The sequence below is a fragment of the Mesorhizobium sp. M0676 genome (assembly GCF_040320535.1).
Taxonomy (GTDB): Bacteria; Pseudomonadota; Alphaproteobacteria; order Rhizobiales; family Rhizobiaceae; genus Mesorhizobium.
This window is the reverse complement of sequence record NZ_JAMYPU010000003.1, coordinates 170,539-191,358: the sequence shown is the minus strand read 5'-3', so window position 1 is coordinate 191,358 and position 20,820 is coordinate 170,539. Positions and strand designations below refer to the sequence as shown.

The window sequence follows — 20,820 nt, the reverse complement described above, 5'->3', positions numbered from 1 at the left end:
CGAGCGCATCCTGCCGATGAAGATCTGCTTTGTAGTCGACAAGTTTCCCTCATTGTCCGAAACCTTTGTTCTCGACCAGATAGCCGGATGCCTTGAGCGCGGCATGGAAGTCGGCGTCGTCTGCAACGAGACGTCCTTCGGCAGGGACAGCAACATCGATGATCCGCGCTGGCAGGCGTTGCCAGGAAAGGTCGTATGCTGGTGGGGTGGCCTGGGTCGCTATCGCCCGCTGCTCAGGAAGTGGTCCGGCAGGTTCTGGGACAAGCTCTCGACCGCCATCGACATTGCTCATGCGCGAAAACTGCAGGGCGCCGACGTCATCGTTGCCCATTTCGGCAACAACGGCATGCGCGTGGCCCGCGCGATCAAGCGCGGGAGGATTTCCGCTCCCCTGGTGACGATATTTCACGGCCGTGATGTCGGCGAACCGCTGCATGACAATACGCTCGCGCGCTACAAGATTGTGTTCGAAAAGGGCGTTCTTCAACTGCCGGTGAATGCGTTTTTCCGCGATGCCTTGATTGAGGTCGGTGCATCGCCGGAGCAGGTTGTGGTTCACCATATGGGGGTGCGGCCGAGTGACATCGACTATCGGTGGCGTTCATGGGAGCAGGCTACGCTCTCCTTCATCTCGGTCTGCCGCCTGACTGAAAAGAAGGGCATCGAATATGCGCTTCGCGCGCTTGCTGGCCTGCCGCGGCGAGACTGGATCTACTCGGTGATCGGCGGCGGAGAACTTCTCGAGCAGCTGAAGGGGATCGCCGCAGAGCTTGGCATTGCCGACAGGGTGAATTTTCTTGGGCCCCGGCCGCACAGCGAAGTCAAACAGCGTCTGCGCGATGCGCATGTGTTCCTGCTGCCCAGCGTCGGCGCCCGCGATGGCGATCTGGAAGGCATTCCGGTTTCCCTGATGGAAGCGATGGCCGCCGGCCTGACGGTGGTCAGCACGTATCATTCCGGGATCCCTGAACTGATCGATGATCACAAGACGGGTTTTCTCGTGGCTGAGCGGGACGTTGCGGCGCTGACCGGAAAGCTTGCCTGGATCGCCGAGAATCCGAAGCCGTGTGAAGAGATCGCTCTCGCGGCGCGCAAGAAGATCGAGGCCGAGTTCAACTCCGATCTGCTGAACCAACATTTCGTGGAAATCGCCATGCGGCTTGGCGAAACGAGGTCGCTTGCATGAACGCCAATCCGCCCCCCCAGTTCGGTCGTGTCGCCCTGCGCGGCGGGCTGGTAACCATCGGCGCCCAGGGCTTCAAGATGGCGATCCAGTTTCTCTCCGTCATCGTGCTGGCCCGTCTGCTCGTCCCCGAGGATTTCGGTCTGGTGGCTTCCGTCGGGCCGATCGTGGCCTTCGTCGGGCTGCTTCAGAATCTGGGCCTGCAGCAGGCTGTGGTTCAGCGCAAGGACATCAGCAACCAGCAGCTCAACCAGGTGTTCTGGATCAGCGCGCTCGTCGGGCTGGGTAGTGCCGTGGTAGTGGCCGGCCTGGCGCCTGCCATCGCCGCGTTCTATGGCGATCAACGTATGTCCGGCATCACCCTTGGCTCCGCCCTGCCGCTGCTTCTCGGCAGTCTCGCCGCAGTGCCGCTGGCGTTGATGAACCGGCACCTGCAGTTCGGCCAGCTCGCACTGAACGACGTGATAAGCGCCGCCGCCGGACTTCTGGCCGCCGCGATCGCGGCCTATGCGGGGTTGGGCTACTGGTCGCTGGTCATCGGCCCGGCGGTTTCGGCAGCTATCGCCCTGGCTGCCGCCTGGCTGGTGGCGCGTTGGACGCCTTTGCGGCCGGACCTGAAGGTCGATGCCGATATATTGTCGTTCGGCGCCAACCTGACCGGCTTCAACCTCGCCAACTTCTTCTCGCGCAATCTCGACAACATTCTCATCGGAAAATATTCCGGGGCGATCGAACTCGGCTATTACGACCGCGCCTACAAGCTCCTGTTGTTCCCGCTTCAGAACATCAACCAGCCGCTTACACGGGTCATGGTGCCGCTGCTCAGCCGCATCCACGATGACAAGGCCCGCTTTCGCGATATCTATGTGCGCACCAACTGGATGCTGGCGGCCGTTACCATGCCGGGCATCGCGGCGCTGACGCTGACCTCCAATCAGATCGTCGGACTTCTCTTCGGCGCGGGCTGGGCACCGGTCGCACCGATCTTTGCCTGGCTGGGCATCGCCAGCCTGGTCCAGTCCGTTTCAAGCACGACGGGATGGATATTCATCTGTCAGGGCAAGACGAAGACCATGTTCCATTGGGGCATCTATTCGTCGCTGACGACCGTCGCTGCCTTCGTCGTTGGCCTGCACTGGGGCGCCGTCGGCGTTGCCGCGGCCTATGCCATCAGCGGTTACGTGCTGCGCGTTCCCGTGCTGGCGCTACTGGTCCATCGCGTCGGTCCGGTGACCGCCGCCGACTTCCTGCTCATGCAGGGGCTTTTCATCGCCTCGTCCCTGCTTGCCTGGTTCCTGTACCTGTGGTTGCCGGCGTCTCTAACGGGCCAGTCAGACCTGCTCGCGGTCTTTTTGGCGCTTGCCCTCAACTACGGCATCGGTCTCGTTTTCATGCTTGCCGTCCCGCAGTCGCGACGCGCTTTGTTCACCACCCTGTCCAACGCCGCGCGCAATATCCGCTGAGCGGCCGGCGATCAGCGGCGCCAGCAGGTTTGTGGCCGACATTGCCGAAGCATGTTCTTCGAGCACGGCCTGAAGGCTTGTCTTGCGATAGCGGTCGAGATCTCCCGCAAACCGGCCGAGCTTTTCGCGCGCCTCTTCGGGCGTCACGGTGTCGATGTCGAGCAGCACATCGTCGACACCGATTCGCTTGGCCACTTCCTTGGTTTTGAACTCGTAGGCGATCGGCAGCACCGGCGTGCCGACGCAAAGCGACATGATCATCATATGCATGCGCGTCGCGACGACGAAGTCGAAGCCCTTCACCAGCGCCATCAACTGGTCCGGCGTGTGGAACGAAGCGTCCACTGTCACGTGGCTGGCGATCTCAGGATCGAGCTTGGCAACGATGGCCTGCGCGGTCTTGGAATCGTCATGGGCATATTCCGGCACGCCCTGACACGTGGAGACGAAGGTCACCTCCTTGCCAAGGTCCCTGACAAGAATTGTGGCGATCTCGCGGATCGAATCCAGATAGCGGCGCATGCCGCCCTCACCGTCGCTGACGTAGTTCCAGTGGCGGACCGAAATAGCGACGCGGCCCGTCGACGCCGGCGGCTGGCTGGAAGCGAGACGCTTGCCGATCCTGTCGGTATCCGCCAAGGCGAATACGGCATCGGCCACCACGTGGCACTTGCCGAGATCCTTCACCAAATCCCGGATATGGGTCCGCGACCGTTCGTCGCGCAGCAGGACGAGCGGGCTGCGGTTAAAGATCGGGCCGAGCTCCTGGCGGTTGTAACTTTTGTCGAACGGACCGAGGGATTGCGTGAAGAAGACCGGATCCTTGCCAAATACGGCATCGAGCCTGAACTGATTGAGGCGTCGTTCGAGATTGTAGTTCTCGACGAGATAGGTTCCCCCTGTGGTGACCACCATGTCCGCGTCGGCGTAGATATCGAGACCGCGCCGGTCGCGATAGCTGAAAAAATTGCCTAGGGCGCTGCTGCCAAACCAGCGCAGGGCCTGGAGAACGAGCCGATTGTAGATCGGCTTGAACCGGTCCCTCAGCCCGCTGCCATTCTTGTATCGGAACAGGGATTCCGACAGCAGCTTATGAAATTCGAGGTCGGGATAATCCGTCTTCGGATAGAGTCGTTCCGCAACCTCGGGCTGGCTGTCGAAGACGGCAAACCGCACGTCGCCTTGCACGATCGTCTTGAGAATGTGGCGGATCGCCAGCAGAATCGCCGCATCCCCGGTATTCAGGCAGACTGTGTTTTCAACGACGATCTTCATGGGATACCTCATTTCGTCAGCAGATTCCGCGGCGTGGCCTGCGGTGCCTAGGACGGGCATGGTGACCGAAAATACCCACGCCAGGACGATCCCGATGCGGCTCGCGTCACAATCCATCGCTGCATCGGGCTGGGTGACCAGCCAGAGCGGCGCTCAAGCCCGACGGAGGGTAACGCATCAATTTTGCAGTGCAACAAAAAACGTGCACTTATGCTACGGCGCACCAAAAATGTTGCGATGCAGCAAAAGCTGGGTTAGCATTCCCGTGGGTGGGCCAACAGCGGTCGAGTTTTCATGCTGCATGTCTTGTACCTTGTGCACGATGTTTCCGACCCGGCGGTGCGCCGGCGGATCATAATGCTCAAGGCAGGCGGCGCGCGGGTCACGTTGGCCGGCTTCCGTCGGACCACAAATGCTGTTCCCGACGTCGAGGGGCTGCAGCCGGTCGACCTCGGCGCGACGCGTGACGGCCGATTCGGCCAGCGTCTGGCGGCGGTCGCCAAGGCGGCGCTGTCGATAGGCTCGAAGCTTGCGGCGATGCCGAAGCCCGACCTCATCATCGCGCGCAATCTGGAAATGCTGGCGCTGGCCAGGCGCGCCAAGGCCGCCTTTCGCGGCGGCGTGCCGATCGTCTACGAATGCCTCGACATCCATCGCCTGGTGCTGCGCAATGACATGCTGGGCAAAGCACTGCGCACAGCGGAGCGTTATCTCGCCCGCGACGTGAAGCTTCTGGTGACGAGCTCACCGGCCTTCATCGCCAATTATTTCAAGCCGTTCGGGCAGGTCGCCGCACCGGTGGAACTGGTCGAAAACAAATACTTCGAAACCGCGCCGATCGCCTTGGATGACAGGTCAAAGGCCGAAAACCCTGCAGCACCCCCGTGGCGCATCGGCTGGTTCGGCGCGCTGCGCTGCCGCCGCTCGCTGGAGCTGCTGGCCGACTTCACGCGCCGTCAGGGCGGGCGCTTCGAGGTCGTCCTCCGGGGCCGTCCGGCACTCTCGGAATTCCCGGATTTCCATGCTTTTGTCGAGGCCGAACCCTATCTCTCCTTTCGTGGCCCCTACCGCAACCCGGAAGACATGGCCGCGATCTACGGCGAAGTGCATTTTTCCTGGGCGATCGATTTCTTCGAGGAAGGGCAGAATTCGGAATGGTTGCTGCCTAACCGCCTCTATGAGGGCTGCCGCTTCGGCGCCGTACCGATCTCGATGGGCACTACCGAGACGGGGCGCTTTCTCAACCAGCAGGACATTGGCATCCTGCTTTCCGATGCCACGCCCGAAATCCTGGAAACCGCGCTCGGCCGCATGGACCAGGAGCACTTCGGCAAGGCCAAGGCGCGTGTGCTGGCCCGCAACCCACGAACCTGGAGTTACGACCGCAGCGACTGCCGCGCCTTTGTCGACAGGCTGCGCGGCCTTGCGGTTGCCCCTGGTTCGTTCGCCACCGAGGCACTGGCCTGAAGGATGACCAATGACAAAAGTGCAGTTCATGGAAAGGCGCCGATGACGCAAACCGAAGCGCTGCCGCCAAGCCTGATCGTCATTCCGTGCCTGAATGAGGCAGCCCATATCGGCGCGTTGCTCGAGCAGCTCAGGCCGGCAGCGCTAAGGCTCGGCGCCCGCATCGTCGTTGCCGATGGCGGCAGCACCGATGGTACTTTGGCCATTGTCGAAGAGGTTGCGGCCAAGGACCCTCAGGTCGTCCTCCTGCACAACCCAAAACGTATCCAGAGCGCGGCGATCAATCTCGCCGTCGCCAGCCTCGGTGACGGCGCCGAATACCTGATCCGCATCGATGCCCATGGCGGCTATCCCGCCGATTATTGCGACCGGCTGGTCGAGGAGGCGCTCGCCACTTCAGCCGATTCGGTCGTCGTCTCGATGCTGACCAGCGGCAGCGGCGCGGTGCAGAAAGCGGTCGCGGCGGCGCAGAATTCCAAGCTCGGCACCGGCGGCTCCAAGCATCGGCACTTCTCGGCCGGCGAATGGGTGGACCATGGCCATCACGCGCTGATCCGGATCTCGGCCTTCACCGCGGTCGGCGGCTATGACGAGACCTTCAGCCACAATGAGGATGCCGAACTCGACTACCGCCTGCGCCAGGCTGGCTACCGCATCTGGATGAGCGGCAAGACGCAGATGGTCTACTATCCGCGTTCGTCGCTGAAGGGCCTGTATTTCCAATATCTCGGCTATGGCCGCGGCCGCGCCAAGAATGTGCTCAAGCACCGCATGATCCCGAAAGTTCGGCAGATGATCCCGCTGCTGGTGGCGCCGGTCGTCCTTCTCGCGGTATTTTCCTTTATCCACTGGCTGGCGGCGGTGCCGCTGCTGGTCTGGGCTTCGGTCTGTCTGGGCTACGGCGCTGTGACCGCCATCAGCCAGCGCAATCCCAACAATGTGCTGGCGGGCATTTCGGCGATGGTCATGCATTTCGGCTGGTCGCTCGGGTTTTGGCTGCAACTGCTCGGCTCGCGATCGCAGCGCGGGGTGGCATGATGGTCGCCGACAGCCGCCGAATCGACATCTGCGTCTGCACGTTCCGGCGGCCGGAACTGGCCGACACGCTGCGGTCGCTCGCTGCCATGGATATGCCTGCCGGTTTCGGCATCGGCGTCATCGTCGCCGACAATGACGACGAGCCGACCGCCGAGCCGCTGGTGACCGCGCTGGCGAGCGAATTGAAGCTCCTGGTCCACTACCGGCACGCCCCGGCGCGCAACATCTCGGTCGCCCGCAACGCCTGTCTTGATGCCAGCACGGCCGATTTTCTCGCCTTCATCGACGACGATGAAACCGCTTCCCGGCAATGGCTGGCCGAACTGATTGCTATCGCGGAGACAAGCGGCGCCGAGGCCGTGCTCGGTCCGGTGCGGGCGCTCTACCGCCCGGATGCGCCGGACTGGATGCGCAAGGGCGATTTCCATTCGACCTTGCCGGTCTGGGTGCAGGGCGAAATCCGCACCGGCTACACCTGCAACGTCCTTTTGAGGATGAGCGCCGACAGCTTGCGCGACCGTCGTTTCAGCCTGGCGCGCGGCCAGAGCGGCGGCGAAGACACCGAATTCTTCGACCGCATGGTCAAGGCAGGCGGTCGAATCGCCTTTGCGCCGGAGGCGTTGGTCGAGGAAGTCGTGCCGCGTTCGCGAGCCGCTTTCGACTGGCTGCGCCGCCGCCGCTTCCGCTTCGGTCAGACGCATGGCCACCTTGTTGGCCACAATGCGGGCGCAGTCCGTCGGGCGAAGGAGGTCGGCCTCGCCTCGGCCAAGGCCGCCTATTGCTTCGGCATGGCGGCGTTGACTGCGATTAGCCCGGTCCGCCGCAACCGCAGCGTGCTGCGCGGCATCATGCATGTCGGCGTCGTCAGCGGCCTGGTCGGTATCAGCGAAATTCGCCAATACGGACTGTCTTCCCCGCAGCAAGGAGCCAAGCGTGCAGCCTGACGTCTCCTTTGTCATCGCAGCCCACAATGCCGCGGCCACGCTCGACCGGGCGATCGCAAGCGCCATGGCCCAGCGCGATGTCAGCGTCGAAATCATCGTCGCCGATGACCAGTCGCGCGACAACACGCTCGACGTCGCAAGAGCCTATCCAAAAGATGTCGTCAAAGTGGTTGCGCTGCCGGCAAATCGTGGCCCTGGCGGCGCCAGGAATGCCGGCCTCGACCTCGCCACAGGCCGCTGGGTCGCGGTGCTCGATTCCGACGATGCCGTCCTGCCCGGGCGGCTCGCCGCCATGATCGCGCGAGCCGAAAGTGCGGGCGCTGTAATCGCCGTCGACAACCTCCAGGTGGTGCGCGAGGACGGCATTGCCGAAGCGACGATGTTTCCCGCCAAATATCTGGAGGGCCTGCGTGAAATCACGCTCGCCGACTACATCGCTGGCAACATCGTTTTCGAATCCACGTTCAACCTTGGCTATCTCAAGCCGATCTTCCAGCGCCGTTTCCTGATCGAAAACGGGCTTCGCTATGATGAAAGTCTGAGCATAGGCGAGGATTACATCCTGCTCGCCAACGCGCTGGCCAAGAGCGGAAAATGCGTCGTCGAGCCGACGACCGGCTATATCTACCACATCCGCACGGGCTCGATCTCGCGCGTGCTCGAGCTTCACCATATCGAGGCGATGCGCAAGGCCGACGCGGTCTTCGCCGAGACCAATTCCATGGACGCTGCTGCTGCGGCCGCCTTCGCCAAACGCGCCCGCAGCCTGCGCAAGGCGGCATCGTTCCTGTCGCTGGTCCAGCACATCAAGGCGCGTTCGCCGTTGAAAGCGATACGCACCGCGCTAAGTGATCCGGCGGCTGTCAGGCACATGTCGATGCCGATCGCCGTCCGCCTCAAAAGGGTGGCGGCGCAGTTTGCCGTCGGCGCGGAGAGGTAAGGAGGGCGAGTACATGAAGACGTTTGTTCGTGGCCTGCAACAGGCTGAAATCGATCTGCTCAGAAGGAATTTGCGATGAAGAAAATCAGGAAGGCAGTCATCCCTGTGGCGGGGCTTGGAACACGGTTCCTGCCGGCAACCAAGTCGATTCCGAAGGAGATGCTGCCCGTGGTCGACCGGCCGGTCGTCCAATATGCGGTGGACGAGGCCTTCGAAGCCGGCATCGAGCACATCGTGTTCGTCACCGGCCGCAACAAGGCTGTCATCGAGGACTACTTCGACCTGCACCCCGAACTGATTGGAACGCTCGAACAAACCGGCAAGAAGACCCAGCTGGAGGCGCTCGAAAGCATGCTGCCCGTGGCCGGCGCCACCAGCTTCATCCGCCAGCAGTCGCCACATGGTCTCGGCCATGCGGTGTGGTGCGCACGCGAAGTCATCGGCGACGAGCCCTTCGCGCTGCTGCTCCCCGATATGGTGTCGTTCGGCCGCCGAGGTTGCCTGGCTGAAACAGTCGATCTCTATCAGCAGACCGGCGGCAATGTGATCGCCGTCGAGCGCTGTGATCCCAGTGAGACCAGCAAATACGGCATTGTCGGGCGCGGCGCCGAGACAGGCAGCGGCTTCGAGGTGACGGCCATGGTCGAAAAGCCGGCGCCGGCCAATGCGCCGTCGAACTACTACATCAACGGCCGCTACATCCTGCAGCCCGAGATCTTCTCGCTGCTGGGCAACCAGCAGCGCGGCGCCGGCAACGAAATCCAGCTTACCGATGCCATGGTGCGGCTGGCGAAAAGCCAGTCTTTCTTTGCCCAGCCTTTCAATGGCCGCATGTTCGACTGCGGCTCCAAGGAAGGCTTCATAGAGGCGACCATCGCCTTCGCGCTGGCGCGCGACGACATGAAGGGACCTGTGCTGGAAATGCTGCAGGCGTTCGTGCGGTCGCATGAGCGTCAGGAAGTGGCCGCATAATGCCCATCTTTCGAGGGCATATGCGTTTGGACGATGGCGCGGCTCATGCCTGCACGCCTGGCCGCTCAGGCCCGGCGCCGGATGGCATGAAGCTTGCGTTGCATATCTTGCCCCCGATCTCCGCAGCTTCGGACGAGGTGGGACCTGACCCGTCTCGCTCCGGCGCCTGTAACCTAGAATTGGATCGAAGATGAATTATGCCAGCTTTCCTCTCGACAAGAGGATGCCATTGCCCAACCCCGATCAGGAAAAGGGTGAAGACTTCATCGACGTCGAGCGCCTGCTTGGCATGGCGGCGCGTCAGGTCAAGGTGGTGGCGGTCTGCGCCATCATCGGCCTGTTCCTGGGGTTGCTCTATCTGCAGACCACGCCCAAGCAATACATGTCGGTCGCCAGCGTGCTGATCGACGAAGGCCTGAACAAGGTCATCGACGACATCTCGGCTGCATCCGTCACCATGCAGACCGACGCCGCCCTGCTCAGCCAGATCGAAATCATCACCTCGGCGCGGCTGGCCTCGGTGGTGGTCGACAAGCTGAAACTCGACCAGAACGCAGAGTTCATGAACCCGCCGCAATCGGCGCTGGTCAAGGGCATCGGCTTCGTGCGCGGCGTGATCGGCTATTTCCGCTCAAGTTCCGCCGAGCAGATTCCCGGCATGGAAAACGTCGATGAGGCGACACGCCAGGCCATGATGCAGACGGCGCGCCACGACTATGCCGTGCTGAAGCTGCAGAGCGAGGTGCTGGCGCAGCGCAACGGCCGCTCCTATGTGCTCGCCATCGGTTACCAGTCGACCAATCCGGCGCTCGCCACCGCCATCACCAAGGCCTATGCCGACGCCTATCTCGCCGACCAGCTCAATGCCAGCTTCGACGCCACCGAGCGCGCTGCGGTCTGGCTGCAGGGCCGGCTGACCGAGCTTCGTCAGAACTCACAGGCGGCCGCTATGGCGGTCGAGAAATTCAGGGCCGAGCATGGTCTGGCCGCCAACAGCGACGGCCAGCTGATCAGCGACAAGCAGATTGCCGATCTCACCGCGCAACTGATCGTCGCGCAGGCCGATACGGCGCGCGCCAGCGCCCGCTATCAGCAATACAAGACCATCGTCGAAAGCGGCTCGGACAATGCCTTCAACGATTCCGCCATCTCAAGCGATCAGCCGGCAAGCTCCGTCATTGCAACGCTCAAGACCCGCTATCTCGCAGTGGCCAAGCGGCTGCAGGACGTGACGGCCAATTTCGGCGCCGACCATCCGCAGGCGGTGGCGCTGGCCAAGGAAAAGGCCGACCTGTCGACCCAGATTTTCGGCGAGTTGAAGCAGCTGACCGAAAGCTATCGCAATGAATATGAAGTCGCGCTTTCACGCGAGACCTCACTGAGGCAGAAGATCGCCGACGCGGCCGGCAAGAGCTCCATCGACAACCAGAGCCAGGTCAAACTGCGCGAACTCGACCAGCAGGCGCAGGCGCTGACCACGCTCTACCAGACCTTCCTTAGCCGCTACGAGGAGGCCTCGCAGCAGCAATCCTTCCCGGTCGGCAAGGTCCGCATCATCTCGGATGCCTCAACGCCGCTTTCCGCCTCAAGCCCGCGCACCTCCAGGGTGCTGGCGCTGTCGCTGGTGCTTGGCGTGCTGCTTGGCGCCGGCTTCGGTGGCCTGAATGAGTTCAACGAGCGCTTCTTCAGGACCGGCGAGGACATTCGCGATCGCGTCGGCCTCAAATTCCTCGGCTATTTGCCGATGATCGGCGGCAGGCTCGGCAAGGACGCCGACGACGGTGCGGCGGATGCCAAAGGCGCCAACACATTGTCGGCGGCCGAGAAACGGGCGCGCTTGCGGGTCAGCGTCGATGCGCCGGCATCGATGTTCTCCGAAACGCTGCGCAACGCCAAGATCGCCTTCGACGTCGTCATGGAAGGGCAAGGCAGCCGGGTCATAGGCGTGGTCTCGGTCCTGCCCGGCGAGGGCAAGTCTACGGTCGCCGCCAATCTCGCCGGATTGCTGGCCGCCAACGGCTCGAAGACGCTTTTGATCGACGCCGATCTGCGCAATCCTGGCCTCAGCCGCAACCTCGGCATGGAGGCCGAGCAGGGGCTGATGGAGGCCGTGGTCAACGGCCAGACCTGGCAGTCGGTCGGCAAGGTCGACCGCCAGACCAAGCTGGCGATCATCCCGGCCGTGCTGCGTGGGCAGTTCTCGCATACCAGCGAGCTGCTGTCGTCGGCCGGCATGCGGCGCTTCATCGACAACGCCAAGGAGACGTTCGAGTACATCATCGTCGACCTGCCGCCGCTTGGCCCCGTGGTCGACGCCAAGGCGTTTGCGCCGCTGGTCGACGGCTTCGTGCTGGTTGCCGAATGGGGCCGCACGCCGCGCGCCATGGTGCGCTCGCTGCTGGAGCAGGAACCCTACGTCGCAAGCAAGGTCGTCGGCGCCGTGCTCAACAAGGTCGATCTGAAGAAGCTGCCGAAATACGGCTCGCTCGGCGGCTCGGAAAAGTTCTTCGACCGCTATTCGACCTACTATCTGGAGAAATCGGACGTGCGGGCCAAGACCGCGGCCTGAACGGAGCGCGATCCTGAAAAGGAGCGTGATCCGGAAAAGCGGATCCGGTTTTCGGAAAGGATCACGCTCAAACGAAGAAGCACGGCAGGTCAGGAAAAGATCAGCTTGCCGAATTTACCGGCGATCCTGAGCGCTGTCAGCCGGCCGCTTTGAAAGGCGCCGGTGTCGATGCCGAGCCTTCGCCCGTCAAGCCTGGGGATATCGACCGGCGTGTGCCCATGCACCACAAAGCGGTCGAGCAGATAGGCGGCGTTGAAGAACTCGTCGCGGATGTTGAGCAGGTCCTGCTCATCCTGTGCGACCAGGTCGATACCCGGCCTGATGCCGGCATGGACGAAAACGAATTTATCCGAACAGAGCAGCACCGGCAGGCTGCGCAGGAAGTCGATATGGCTGGCCGGAATGACCTCCTTCACGCGCCGGTCGACCGCGTCGCTCGAGGCATAGAGGCTGGCAAGCCGCGCCGGATCGACCCCATAGGAAAACAGAGTCTCGCGGCCGCCGACCGCCAGCCAGCGGTCCCGCGACAGATAGCCGTCGAGATAGTTCAGCATGGCCACTTCGTGGTTTCCCGCCAGGCAGACGCGCAGGAACCCTGTTGGCGGCAGCGCCAAGAGGTGGTCGAGCACGCGCGCCGATTGCGGCCCGCGATCGATATAGTCGCCGAGCATGACGATAATCTTGCGGCCGCGAAATTGCAGCGCGTCGAGCTGGATCTTCTGCTCCAGCGACAGCAATTCCTTGTAGCAGCCATGCACGTCGCCGATCGCGTAGACGACGGTGTCGTCCATATCCATTTCCAGGCGCTCGCGCGGCGCCGGCCGGGGGGGCCTGGATCGCTGGAACAACGCCACTGGGGCCGTCAGACCCCGATGCCGCGGGCTTTGAGCGCCGCGGTGATCTCGTCAAGAATGGCGGGATCGTCGATAGTCGCCGGCATCGTCCATTCTTCCTTGTCGGCGATCTTCTGCATGGTGCCGCGCAGGATCTTGCCGGAGCGCGTCTTGGGCAGGCGCTTGATCGTCACCACGGTCTTGAAGGCCGCGACCGGGCCGATCCGTTCGCGCACCAGCCCCACCACTTCGCCTTCGATGGCAGCGGTATCGCGCGACACACCGGCATTGAGCACGACGAAGCCGAGCGGGACCTGGCCCTTCATAGCGTCAGCGACGCCGATGACGGCGCATTCGGCAACATCGGGATGCGCTGAAAGCACCTCCTCCATGGCTCCGGTCGACAGCCGGTGTCCGGCGACATTGATGATGTCGTCTGTGCGCGCCATGACATAGAGGTAGCCGTCGTCGTCGATCATGCCGGCATCGGCCGTCTTGTAGAAGCCGGGAAATTCCTCGAGATAGGCTTGCCGGAAACGCTCGTCGGCATTCCACAGCGTCGGCAGGCAGCCGGCCGGCAGCGGCAGTTTCACCGCCACATTGCCAAGTGTGCCGCGCGGCACTTCATGGCCGGCATCGTCGAGCACGCGAATGTCGTAGCCCGGCATCGGCACGCCGGGCGAGCCGTATTTCACCGGCAGCAGGCCGAGGCCCGCCGGGTTGATGGTCATCGGCGAGCCGGTCTCGGTCTGCCACCAATGATCGACCACCGGCACGTTGAGTTTCTGCTCCGCCCATTTGATGGTTTCCGGGTCTGCGCGTTCGCCGGCCAGGAACAGAGTGCGGAATTTCGACAGATCGTATTTCGGCACGAATTCGCCCTTGGGGTCCTGCCCCTTGATGGCGCGGAAGGCCGTCGGCGCGGTGAACAGCGCGACCACGCCGTGTTCTGCGATCACCCGCCAATAGGTGCCGGCGTCGGGTGTGCCGATCGGCTTGCCCTCGAACAGCACGCTTGTCGCACCATGCAGCAGCGGTCCGTAAACGATGTAGGAATGGCCGACCACCCAGCCGACATCGGAGGCCGCCCAGAATACTTCGCCCGGTCTGACGCCGAACTCGTTTTCCATCGTCCATTTGAGCGCGACCATGTGGCCGCCATTGTCGCGCACGATGCCCTTCGGCTGGCCGGTCGTGCCGGAGGTGTAGATGATGTAGAGCGGGTCGGTGGCGAGCACCGGAACGCAATCGACGTTGGCGCCCGCGGCGCGCTCGCGGGCAACGGCGTCGGCAAAATCGATATCGTAATGCTCCCTCAGATCGCAGCGCAGCTGGTCGCGCTGCAGGATCAGGCAGGCGTCCGGCTTGTGGCGGGACATTTCGATCGCCTTGTCGAGCAGCGGCTTGTAGGCCACGACACGTCCAGGCTCCAGGCCGCAGGACGCGGAGATGACCAGCTTCGGCTTGGCGTCGTCGATGCGGGTGGCGAGCTCGTGCGAGGCAAAGCCGCCGAACACCACCGAATGCACCGCGCCGATGCGGGCACAGGCAAGCATCGCGACCGCCGCTTCGGCCACCATCGGCATGTAGATGATGACGCGGTCGCCTTTGCGAATGCCGCGGTTCTTGAGCACCGAAGTCAGCGCTACCACTTCGCGCTTCAATTCGGCATAGGTGAATTTCTTGACCGTGCCGGTGATCGCGCTGTCGTAGATAAGTGCGATCTGGTCGGCACGGCCGCCTGCGACATGGCGATCGAGAGCGTTGAAGCAGGTGTTGCAGGTGGCGCCGTTGAACCAGCGCCCGTAAACGCCGGCCTTGGCATCGAAGACGCTGGTCCACGGCGAATACCAGTCGATCGCCTCGGCCGCATCGGCCCAGAATTGTTCTGGGTCGCGTTTCCAGCCGTCATAGACCTCGTGGTAGCGTGACGCCATTCATCCCTCCTCGGGAAAACTCTCTATCTTGCAATAGCCTATGCGGGTTTTCCCGGCCACGTCTTTCCCCAAATGCCATGTCTTTCCCGAAATTTGGCGCTTGGCCGATCTCGCCTTGGCCATAAATTGCAGGCACCATGGCCGGGTTTGAAATCGGGGCAGGGCGCGCAATGACGGTACGATACGGGGTTGGATCTGCCGTTGGAGCAGCGCTGCTGTTGACGATCGTTTCCGCCGCCCAGGCCGGCGATGCCGCCGCGCGGCGCATCATCGGCTTTTCCCCCGACGGCAAATATTTCGCCTTCGAGCAATATGGCGAGCTCGACGCTGCCGTTTCCGGCTGGTCGCAGATCGACATCATCGACACAAGCACAGACGAGTTCGTCGGCGGCAAGCCGATCCTTGTCCTCGATGAATCGGAAGAGGCGACCACGACGGTGGAGCAGGCACGGGCGCAGGCCGCAAAGCAGGCCGCGCCAATCCTGGCCAAATACGGCATCGCCGAGCGCGGCACGCGCACGGCCTCCGACAGGTTCACCTTCCCGGACGACACGGTCGAGTACAACGACATTTCCCGCCTCGAGCAGGCCGCGCAGAAATGGCTGTCGCCGTTCTATGGCGAAACACAGATTTCGACCATCCAGCTCGATGAGATTTTGGCCGACAGCAAGACGGACTGCTCGGCAAGCTTCGATGACGCCAAGCCAAGCGACCAGGCTCTTCCGAGCGACAAGACACTTCAGGGCGAAAAGAAACTTCAAGGCGCCAAGACGGGCAAGGCGCGCGGCTTCCGCCTGTCGCTGCAGGGGCAGGACGGCAAGCCGTTCAAGGTGCTGCACGAGGACAAGGCCGTGCCGGGCTCGCGCAACTGCCCGACTTCCTACAGCCTGTCGGAATCCTACGAATACACCCCGCCCGGCAGGCCGGCGGTAGTGGCGGTGCTGGTGCAGCGCTTCAGCCAGGGCTTCGAAGGACGCGACCGCCGCTTCATCGCCGTAACCGGCCATGCACGCTAAGCCGCGGCCCGTCTTGTGGCAGGCAGAAAAAGCTCATGCGCCCGGAGAAAGCAGGGCGTTCGTGTCGGATATCAGTCTTAAAGCGGCAAGGCCGCCAGCATCAGCCCGACGCCACCCGCAATCAATATGGCGGCTGCCAACGCTTTTCGATGACGTTCGAACGCGGTCGGCGCCCGCTCCCAGTTGTAACGCATACCCAATGCTCTCCCAAAACCCCGCGACTCCATAGCTTACTTTAGGTAAGAAAAGCAACACCTTGACCCTGCGAGATAGCTGGCTTGACCGTTTGCGGCGGTGATTCCCAGCCGCAATCACCGACTATTTCTGGGGTGCTTCCCCGTTCTCAGGCTCTGAATGATGTGGAAGTTACCACAATCTGAAATTGGATGTCTCCATTAGGCTTCGGTTGCCTGTGTCGTGAGGATGGTGGCGTTGCCGGATTGCCACAGAACGGTCAGGCCGGCTTGTTCTCCCTCTCGTCCGCGCAATGGACAGACCCGCATCGCCGCGCTATCTGCTCTCCAGGAAAATGGTGGAGGGGCTCCATGGCCCAAATCGGTTCTGAAATGGTTCTGCGGCTGGCGGACGACGCCTCGGTCCAGCATGTCGGCGACGGCGCCGTCGTGCTCTTGGCGCGCAGCGGCCAGCTTTACACCTGCAACGGCACCACCGAAGCCTTTCTCGACAAGGTGGACGGCGCCCGCAGCCTTGACCAGATCGTCGTCCTGTTGTCTGACGAGTTCGAGGTCGACAAGGGCACGCTCGACCAGGACATGGCGGCGCTGGCCGCCGAACTGGTGAGCGAAGGCATTCTCGCCGACCCGGCTCCCTGATGGTGGACGGCGTTCTCCTGCGCGCTTTGTTTCGTGTCCATTTATGGGCAAGCGCGCGGCTGATGCCGACCCTGATCGGCCGCCGCAGCTTCGAATCGGTGCTGAAATGGGCGCCGCTCAGCGCACCCACCCCTTATCGCGGCCTGTCGTCAGCCTACATCGTCGCTGCCGTCAACCGGACCGTCCGGCACCCCTGGCTGATGCGCGACCGCAGATGCCTGCGCGAGGGCCTGCTCGCCCACCGCTTCCTGCGCTTTGCCGGCTTCGATCCGGATCTGCGCTTCGGCGTCGATCCGAAGTCGATGCAGGCGCCGCGTATGTCTGCCCATTGCTGGGTCTGTCTCGATGGCCGCCCGGTGGTCTCGGACAGCCTCCCCGGCATGGTGCAGATCTATCGCCATCACGCCGATGCCGGAAAGGCGCACGCTGCTTGACCGGTCCGGCGACCACCTTCTGCTATGATCTCCAGGGCCAGGTCATCAGCATATCGGCCTCGCGGGCCGATCTCTGGCCGAGCTTCGACCTCTTGCTCGGCACGTTGCGCGTGAGCGGGCCGGTCGAGCCCGATTTCCGCGTCGACATCGTCGAGACGCGGGAGTTACCGGAATCGCCTGCCGGAAAACTCGCTTTCGACGGCGAGGTGCCGGAGGACGGCCATTGCCGGCTGATCGACGGTGGCGGCACCGTTCATCTGGTCTTTCCCGGCCTGCAGACCGTCTCGATCAATGCCGATGGAGGCTGGGCCGAGATACGAGTCCATCCCGATGCCAAGGTCAAATGGACGGTGCTGATGATGGTGCTGGATGCAGCACTTGATGCCGGCGACCAGCACATGCTGCACACCGCCGGCCTGACATTGCCCGGCCGCGAGGCGCTCGTGCTGATCCATGCGCCGAGCGGCACCGGCAAGTCAACGACGTCGCTGGCGCTGGCGTCGCAAGGTTTCGGCCTGTGCTCGGATGACGCCATGATCCTCAAGGTTTTGGCCGGTGGCGGCATCACGGCCTGGGGCTTGCCGCGCAAGGTGAAGGTCCACCGCCACACCGCGGCAATGCTGCCCTTCGTGGCGCCTTGCCTTGGCGACAAATGGGACGCCAATGGCGAGCAGGCCGTCTCGCTGGAACGTCTCGCCGAGATCATCCGCATCGAGGAAACTGTCGGCAGACCGGTTGCGGCACTGTTTCATCTCGCCCGCTCGGCGGACGCGCAAACCCGGCTCGTGCCCATGACCAGGACAGACGCCATGGTGGCGCTTGCCACCGACAATGTCAGGACCGGCATGACCGGCCTTTTGCCGGCGCAGAAGCGCCGCATGGCAACCATCGCAACGCTGGTCAAAGCCGTCCCGACATTTACCCTGGAAGTCGGCGCGAACCCGGCCGAGGCGGCCCCGCTGATCCGCTCGGCGCTGGCGGCGCGGGACTAAAGCACACTTCAGGCAGAATGCGGCTTTGGCCTGGCGAGGCGCTGGATCCAGCGGAAGGCGTCGCGGCGCAGGCGCGAATGCATCTTGTCCCTGGAATTGACGCCGAGCAGCGTATCGCCGGTGATCAGCCATTTGGCCAAAAATATCGAGAGGTCGGGCTTGATGCGGTCGGCCAGTTCGATCGCGCGCGGTGCATCAAACAGCCGCCCCGTCACATTGAGAACCGTCGCCAGTTCGAGCTCGATGCCGCTGATGCGCGCCGCCTCGAAAAGCCGGTCTTCATCCGCGGGCGACCGCAGCGCGCGCACGCCCTGCAGCACATCGACGCAAAGCTGCAGCCGGTGGAACTTGTGCCCGCCGGCGGCGTGGACAATGGCGATGGTCAGCAGCGCGGCCGGCGTGTCGGCCTCGCTGCCGTCGATGATCTGCAATTCGCGAAAGCCCAGCGACAGCCGCCGCCGCATGCCGGAATCATGCACCAGGTTGCCGTGCAGTTCGATCAGCAGGCTGGTATTCTCCTTCTCCAGCCACTTGAACTCCTGCAGATCCTGCGACTGCGCCTCGCCGCTCCAGAGCTCGAAGCCGCATCCGGCAATCACCGTGTTGGCTTCAATGATGCTGGCCGGCTCGACCAGAATGTCGATGTCGGTGAACGGCCGGTCAGCGGCGTGGCGGTAAAGTTTGCGTGCGAAGACCGGACCCTTGACGATGCGGGCCGGAACATTTTTCGCCGCCAATGCCTTCATGATGCGGTCGCCATGATATTGCAGCAGCATCGATTGGCCGGTCGCCAGCGTCGAGCGATCACGCAGTTCCGACAGCCTTTGCCGCAAGGCTGCGTCCGCAGGCAGTTGGGCGTCGCCGATCTCGCTGAGCTTGCGCAGCATGATCGGCAGCACGCCGTGGAACTCGGCATTGGCGAGCAGTGCCAGCAAGCTTTCGGCAGCAACGTCACGGCCAATGGCAACCGTCGCCTCCGGGTCGGCGAAGGTCAGCAGCAGTTTTTCATCGGCAGGCGCAAGAGATGGCAGCATCAAACCCGGATTGCGTTCGCCCACATCAGCAATTCCCGTCCGGAATTGCGTCAAACAACCAACTCAGAGGAGCGTATGTTGCAGAAAAGCATGCATGAAGCCAGCGTGTGGTGGCAGAACCAGCTCATGAATTGACTTTCCACGGTTTCGGTCCATTCTTTTGCACTGGACTGAAAAGGGTGTTTGGAATGGCCAAGAAAAAGTATGGAGCGCCCGTGCTGCGCAAGGCAGGAAAGTTGTCCAGCGTGGTGGCCGGGCCGTCGCTGCCGATACCGCGATAAGACTTCTACGGCTTCGGTTTGGATGAAGCCGGAGCGGTCGGCCGCAAGGCAAGCCGCGCTGCAGGCGGGCAATCTGTCGGCGTGACTGCGGGTAACGGTCCGTCCGGTCCCGCAGGCTAAGGCAAGTTCATAAGCCGCCTGTTCGGGATATGGGCAAGGCCCCTCCGTTACAGTCCCCAGCGCAGCGCGGCTGTGTGCACCGGCGCGTCCCACATTGACGTTGCCTCGTCATCCAGCATGGTCAGCGTGATCGAGCAGCCGGCCATGTCGAGCGATGTCACGTAGGACCCGACCAGCGAGCGGGTCACCGTCACGCCCTGTTTTTCGAAGATGTTTCGGGCGCTGTTGTACATCAGATAGAGCTCCATCAGCGGCGTGCCGCCAAAGCCGTTGATGAACAACAGTGCTGGGCCTTTCGCCCTGTCGCCGAGATCGCCCAGGATCGCGGCGCAAATCTCTTCGGCGATCGCATCGGCGCTTTTCAACGTGTCGCGACGCCGGCCGGGCTCGCCATGAATGCCGACGCCGAATTCCATCTCGCCATCGCCAATCTCGAAGGTCGGCCTGCCGGCCGCCGGCACCGTGCAACTGGTCAGCGCCACGCCCATCGAACGCGTCGCGCTGTTGATGCGACCGCCGAGCGCCTTGAGATCCGCCAGCGCCATGCCTTGCTCGGCGGCGGCGCCGACGATCTTCTCCACCACCAGCGTGCCGGCGACGCCGCGCCGGCCGGTCGTAAAGGACGAATTCTCGACGGCGACGTCATCATTGATCACCACCTGCAGGACGCCGTCGGCCATTTCGCCGGCCATGTCGAAATTCATCACGTCGCCTTCATAGTTCTTGGCGATGAACAGGCAGCCGGCGCCGGTATCGACGGCGGCGGCCGCCGCCAGTATCTGGTCCGGCGTTGGCGAGGTGAAGACCTGGCCGGGGCAGGCGGCGTCCAGCATGCCGTGACCGACAAAGCCGGCATGCAACGGCTCGTGGCCGGAACCGCCGCCCGAGATCAGCGCCACCTTCCCCGGCTTCATCACCTTGCGGCGAATGAATTTGTGCTCCTCGCCCAGCACCAGGATGTCGGCATGGGCTGCAACGAAGCCGTTGAGGCTTTCGGTCAGCACCGTGTCGACGGAATTCATAAACTTCTTCATGTGTCCTCCCGACACAACACGATCAGCCGCCACTCCTGCCGGTGATGCTGGTGATCTTCTGGATGAATTCGTTGATCGCCTTGTCGAGCGCTGCATTCTGCTTGTCGTCGCCGAAATCGGGCACGATCAGCGAGACATGCCGGGTCTTGCGCATGCCTGCCGCAACCGACATCTTGCCGGGATGCGCCAGATGATAGGCAGCCAGAAACTGATCGCGCTCGGCCGGACTGAAATGGCAGACCGAAAAAATAGCCGGCAGATGTTTTGACGGGATCGGGGTCGAATAGGCCGCGCTGGAAATCTGGGTGACGAAGCTGCGGTGCTTGCCAAGCGCGTCGGCAAGGCGTTGTCGCATACCCGACGGTCGCTGGTCGATGACCTGCGACAGGATCGTCTTGTAGGCGCGGATCGCCTCTTCGGAGCCGGCTTCTGGTGTCTTGTCGGCCATCTCAGTC

The 20,820-nt window shown here is 63.0% G+C and carries 17 protein-coding genes and 1 pseudogene; 12 read left to right on the top strand and 6 right to left on the bottom strand.

The genetic code is table 11. From position 1 onward, the window contains the following. Window positions 1-16: 16 nt before the first annotated feature. Together NKI35_RS04855 and NKI35_RS04850 are read left to right on the top strand one after the other, a co-directional pair. On the top strand, window positions 17-1,186 hold the full coding sequence (locus tag NKI35_RS04855) for a glycosyltransferase (protein ID WP_023736209.1): 1,170 nt from the start codon (window positions 17-19) through the stop codon (window positions 1,184-1,186). Further along, window positions 1,183-2,646, top strand: a complete 1,464-nt coding sequence (locus tag NKI35_RS04850; RefSeq protein ID WP_023684224.1) for a lipopolysaccharide biosynthesis protein — start codon at window positions 1,183-1,185, stop codon at window positions 2,644-2,646. The genes NKI35_RS04855 and NKI35_RS04850 overlap by 4 nt, the downstream gene beginning before the upstream one ends. 225 nt (window positions 2,647-2,871) lie before the next feature. Here the strand turns inward: NKI35_RS04850 and NKI35_RS04845 are convergent. Then, window positions 2,872-3,921: pseudogene (locus NKI35_RS04845) on the bottom strand (polysaccharide pyruvyl transferase family protein); the annotation flags it as partial. A gap of 294 nt (window positions 3,922-4,215) precedes the next feature. Here NKI35_RS04845 and NKI35_RS04840 point away from each other — a divergent pair. From NKI35_RS04840 to NKI35_RS04815, 6 genes are all read left to right on the top strand, one after another. Further along, window positions 4,216-5,388 (top strand): glycosyltransferase, encoded by a 1,173-nt coding sequence (locus tag NKI35_RS04840; protein ID WP_023729637.1) that lies wholly within the window; start codon window positions 4,216-4,218, stop codon window positions 5,386-5,388. A 42-nt stretch (window positions 5,389-5,430) separates the two neighbouring features. After that, window positions 5,431-6,426, top strand: a complete 996-nt coding sequence (locus NKI35_RS04835; RefSeq protein ID WP_352738834.1) for a glycosyltransferase family 2 protein — start codon at window positions 5,431-5,433, stop codon at window positions 6,424-6,426. Then, entirely contained in the window at window positions 6,423-7,370 is a 948-nt protein-coding gene (locus NKI35_RS04830) for a glycosyltransferase family 2 protein (protein ID WP_352738832.1), read from the top strand. Before NKI35_RS04835 ends, NKI35_RS04830 begins: the two co-directional genes overlap by 4 nt. Beyond that, window positions 7,360-8,310: a glycosyltransferase family 2 protein gene (locus NKI35_RS04825; RefSeq protein WP_023668796.1), complete on the top strand. Its 951-nt coding sequence runs from the start codon at window positions 7,360-7,362 to the stop codon at window positions 8,308-8,310. The genes NKI35_RS04830 and NKI35_RS04825 overlap by 11 nt, the downstream gene beginning before the upstream one ends. Before the next feature lie 75 nt (window positions 8,311-8,385). Continuing rightward, the gene (gene galU, locus NKI35_RS04820) at window positions 8,386-9,282 is read left to right on the top strand and encodes a UTP--glucose-1-phosphate uridylyltransferase GalU (RefSeq protein ID WP_023668795.1); all 897 of its coding nucleotides are present in this window, start codon (window positions 8,386-8,388) and stop codon (window positions 9,280-9,282) included. 190 nt (window positions 9,283-9,472) lie between these two features. Then, window positions 9,473-11,851 (top strand): polysaccharide biosynthesis tyrosine autokinase, encoded by a 2,379-nt coding sequence (locus tag NKI35_RS04815; protein WP_023816349.1) that lies wholly within the window; start codon window positions 9,473-9,475, stop codon window positions 11,849-11,851. 89 nt (window positions 11,852-11,940) lie between these two features. Here the strand turns inward: NKI35_RS04815 and NKI35_RS04810 are convergent, their stop codons facing one another. Together NKI35_RS04810 and NKI35_RS04805 are read right to left on the bottom strand one after the other, a co-directional pair. Beyond that, the gene (locus NKI35_RS04810; RefSeq protein WP_352738829.1) at window positions 11,941-12,642 is read right to left on the bottom strand and encodes a metallophosphoesterase family protein; all 702 of its coding nucleotides are present in this window, start codon (window positions 12,640-12,642) and stop codon (window positions 11,941-11,943) included. A gap of 71 nt (window positions 12,643-12,713) precedes the next feature. After that, complete coding sequence (locus NKI35_RS04805; RefSeq protein ID WP_352738825.1) at window positions 12,714-14,621, bottom strand: propionyl-CoA synthetase; 1,908 nt, start codon at window positions 14,619-14,621, stop codon at window positions 12,714-12,716. Between the two features lie 218 nt (window positions 14,622-14,839). Here NKI35_RS04805 and NKI35_RS04800 point away from each other — a divergent pair, with 218 nt between their 5' ends. The 4 genes from NKI35_RS04800 to NKI35_RS04785 all read left to right on the top strand — a co-directional run bounded on the left by NKI35_RS04800 (window position 14,840) and on the right by NKI35_RS04785 (window position 17,896). Then, entirely contained in the window at window positions 14,840-15,637 is a 798-nt protein-coding gene (locus NKI35_RS04800) for a DUF2259 domain-containing protein (RefSeq protein ID WP_023689998.1), read from the top strand. Between the two features lie 545 nt (window positions 15,638-16,182). Then, entirely contained in the window at window positions 16,183-16,470 is a 288-nt protein-coding gene (locus NKI35_RS04795; protein ID WP_023684213.1) for a PqqD family protein, read from the top strand. Next, window positions 16,470-16,904 carry a lasso peptide biosynthesis B2 protein gene (locus NKI35_RS04790; protein ID WP_023668789.1) on the top strand — a complete coding sequence of 145 codons (435 nt, stop codon included), beginning with the start codon at window positions 16,470-16,472 and terminating at the stop codon, window positions 16,902-16,904. The genes NKI35_RS04795 and NKI35_RS04790 overlap by 1 nt, the downstream gene beginning before the upstream one ends. Further along, on the top strand, window positions 16,901-17,896 hold the full coding sequence (locus NKI35_RS04785; RefSeq protein ID WP_023694189.1) for a phosphoenolpyruvate carboxykinase (ATP): 996 nt from the start codon (window positions 16,901-16,903) through the stop codon (window positions 17,894-17,896). Before NKI35_RS04790 ends, NKI35_RS04785 begins: the two co-directional genes overlap by 4 nt. A gap of 8 nt (window positions 17,897-17,904) precedes the next feature. On the opposite strand, the gene NKI35_RS04780 is transcribed toward NKI35_RS04785, so the two are convergent. From NKI35_RS04780 to NKI35_RS04770, 3 genes are all read right to left on the bottom strand, one after another. Then, window positions 17,905-18,930 carry a nucleotidyltransferase family protein gene (locus NKI35_RS04780; RefSeq protein WP_352738965.1) on the bottom strand — a complete coding sequence of 342 codons (1,026 nt, stop codon included), beginning with the start codon at window positions 18,928-18,930 and terminating at the stop codon, window positions 17,905-17,907. A gap of 448 nt (window positions 18,931-19,378) precedes the next feature. Further along, entirely contained in the window at window positions 19,379-20,365 is a 987-nt protein-coding gene (dhaK, locus tag NKI35_RS04775) for a dihydroxyacetone kinase subunit DhaK (RefSeq protein ID WP_352738823.1), read from the bottom strand. Window positions 20,366-20,387: 22 nt separating this feature from the next. Next, window positions 20,388-20,813, bottom strand: coding sequence for a hypothetical protein (locus tag NKI35_RS04770; RefSeq protein WP_023668784.1), 426 nt, complete (start codon window positions 20,811-20,813; stop codon window positions 20,388-20,390). Between the last annotated feature and the right edge of the window lie 7 nt (window positions 20,814-20,820).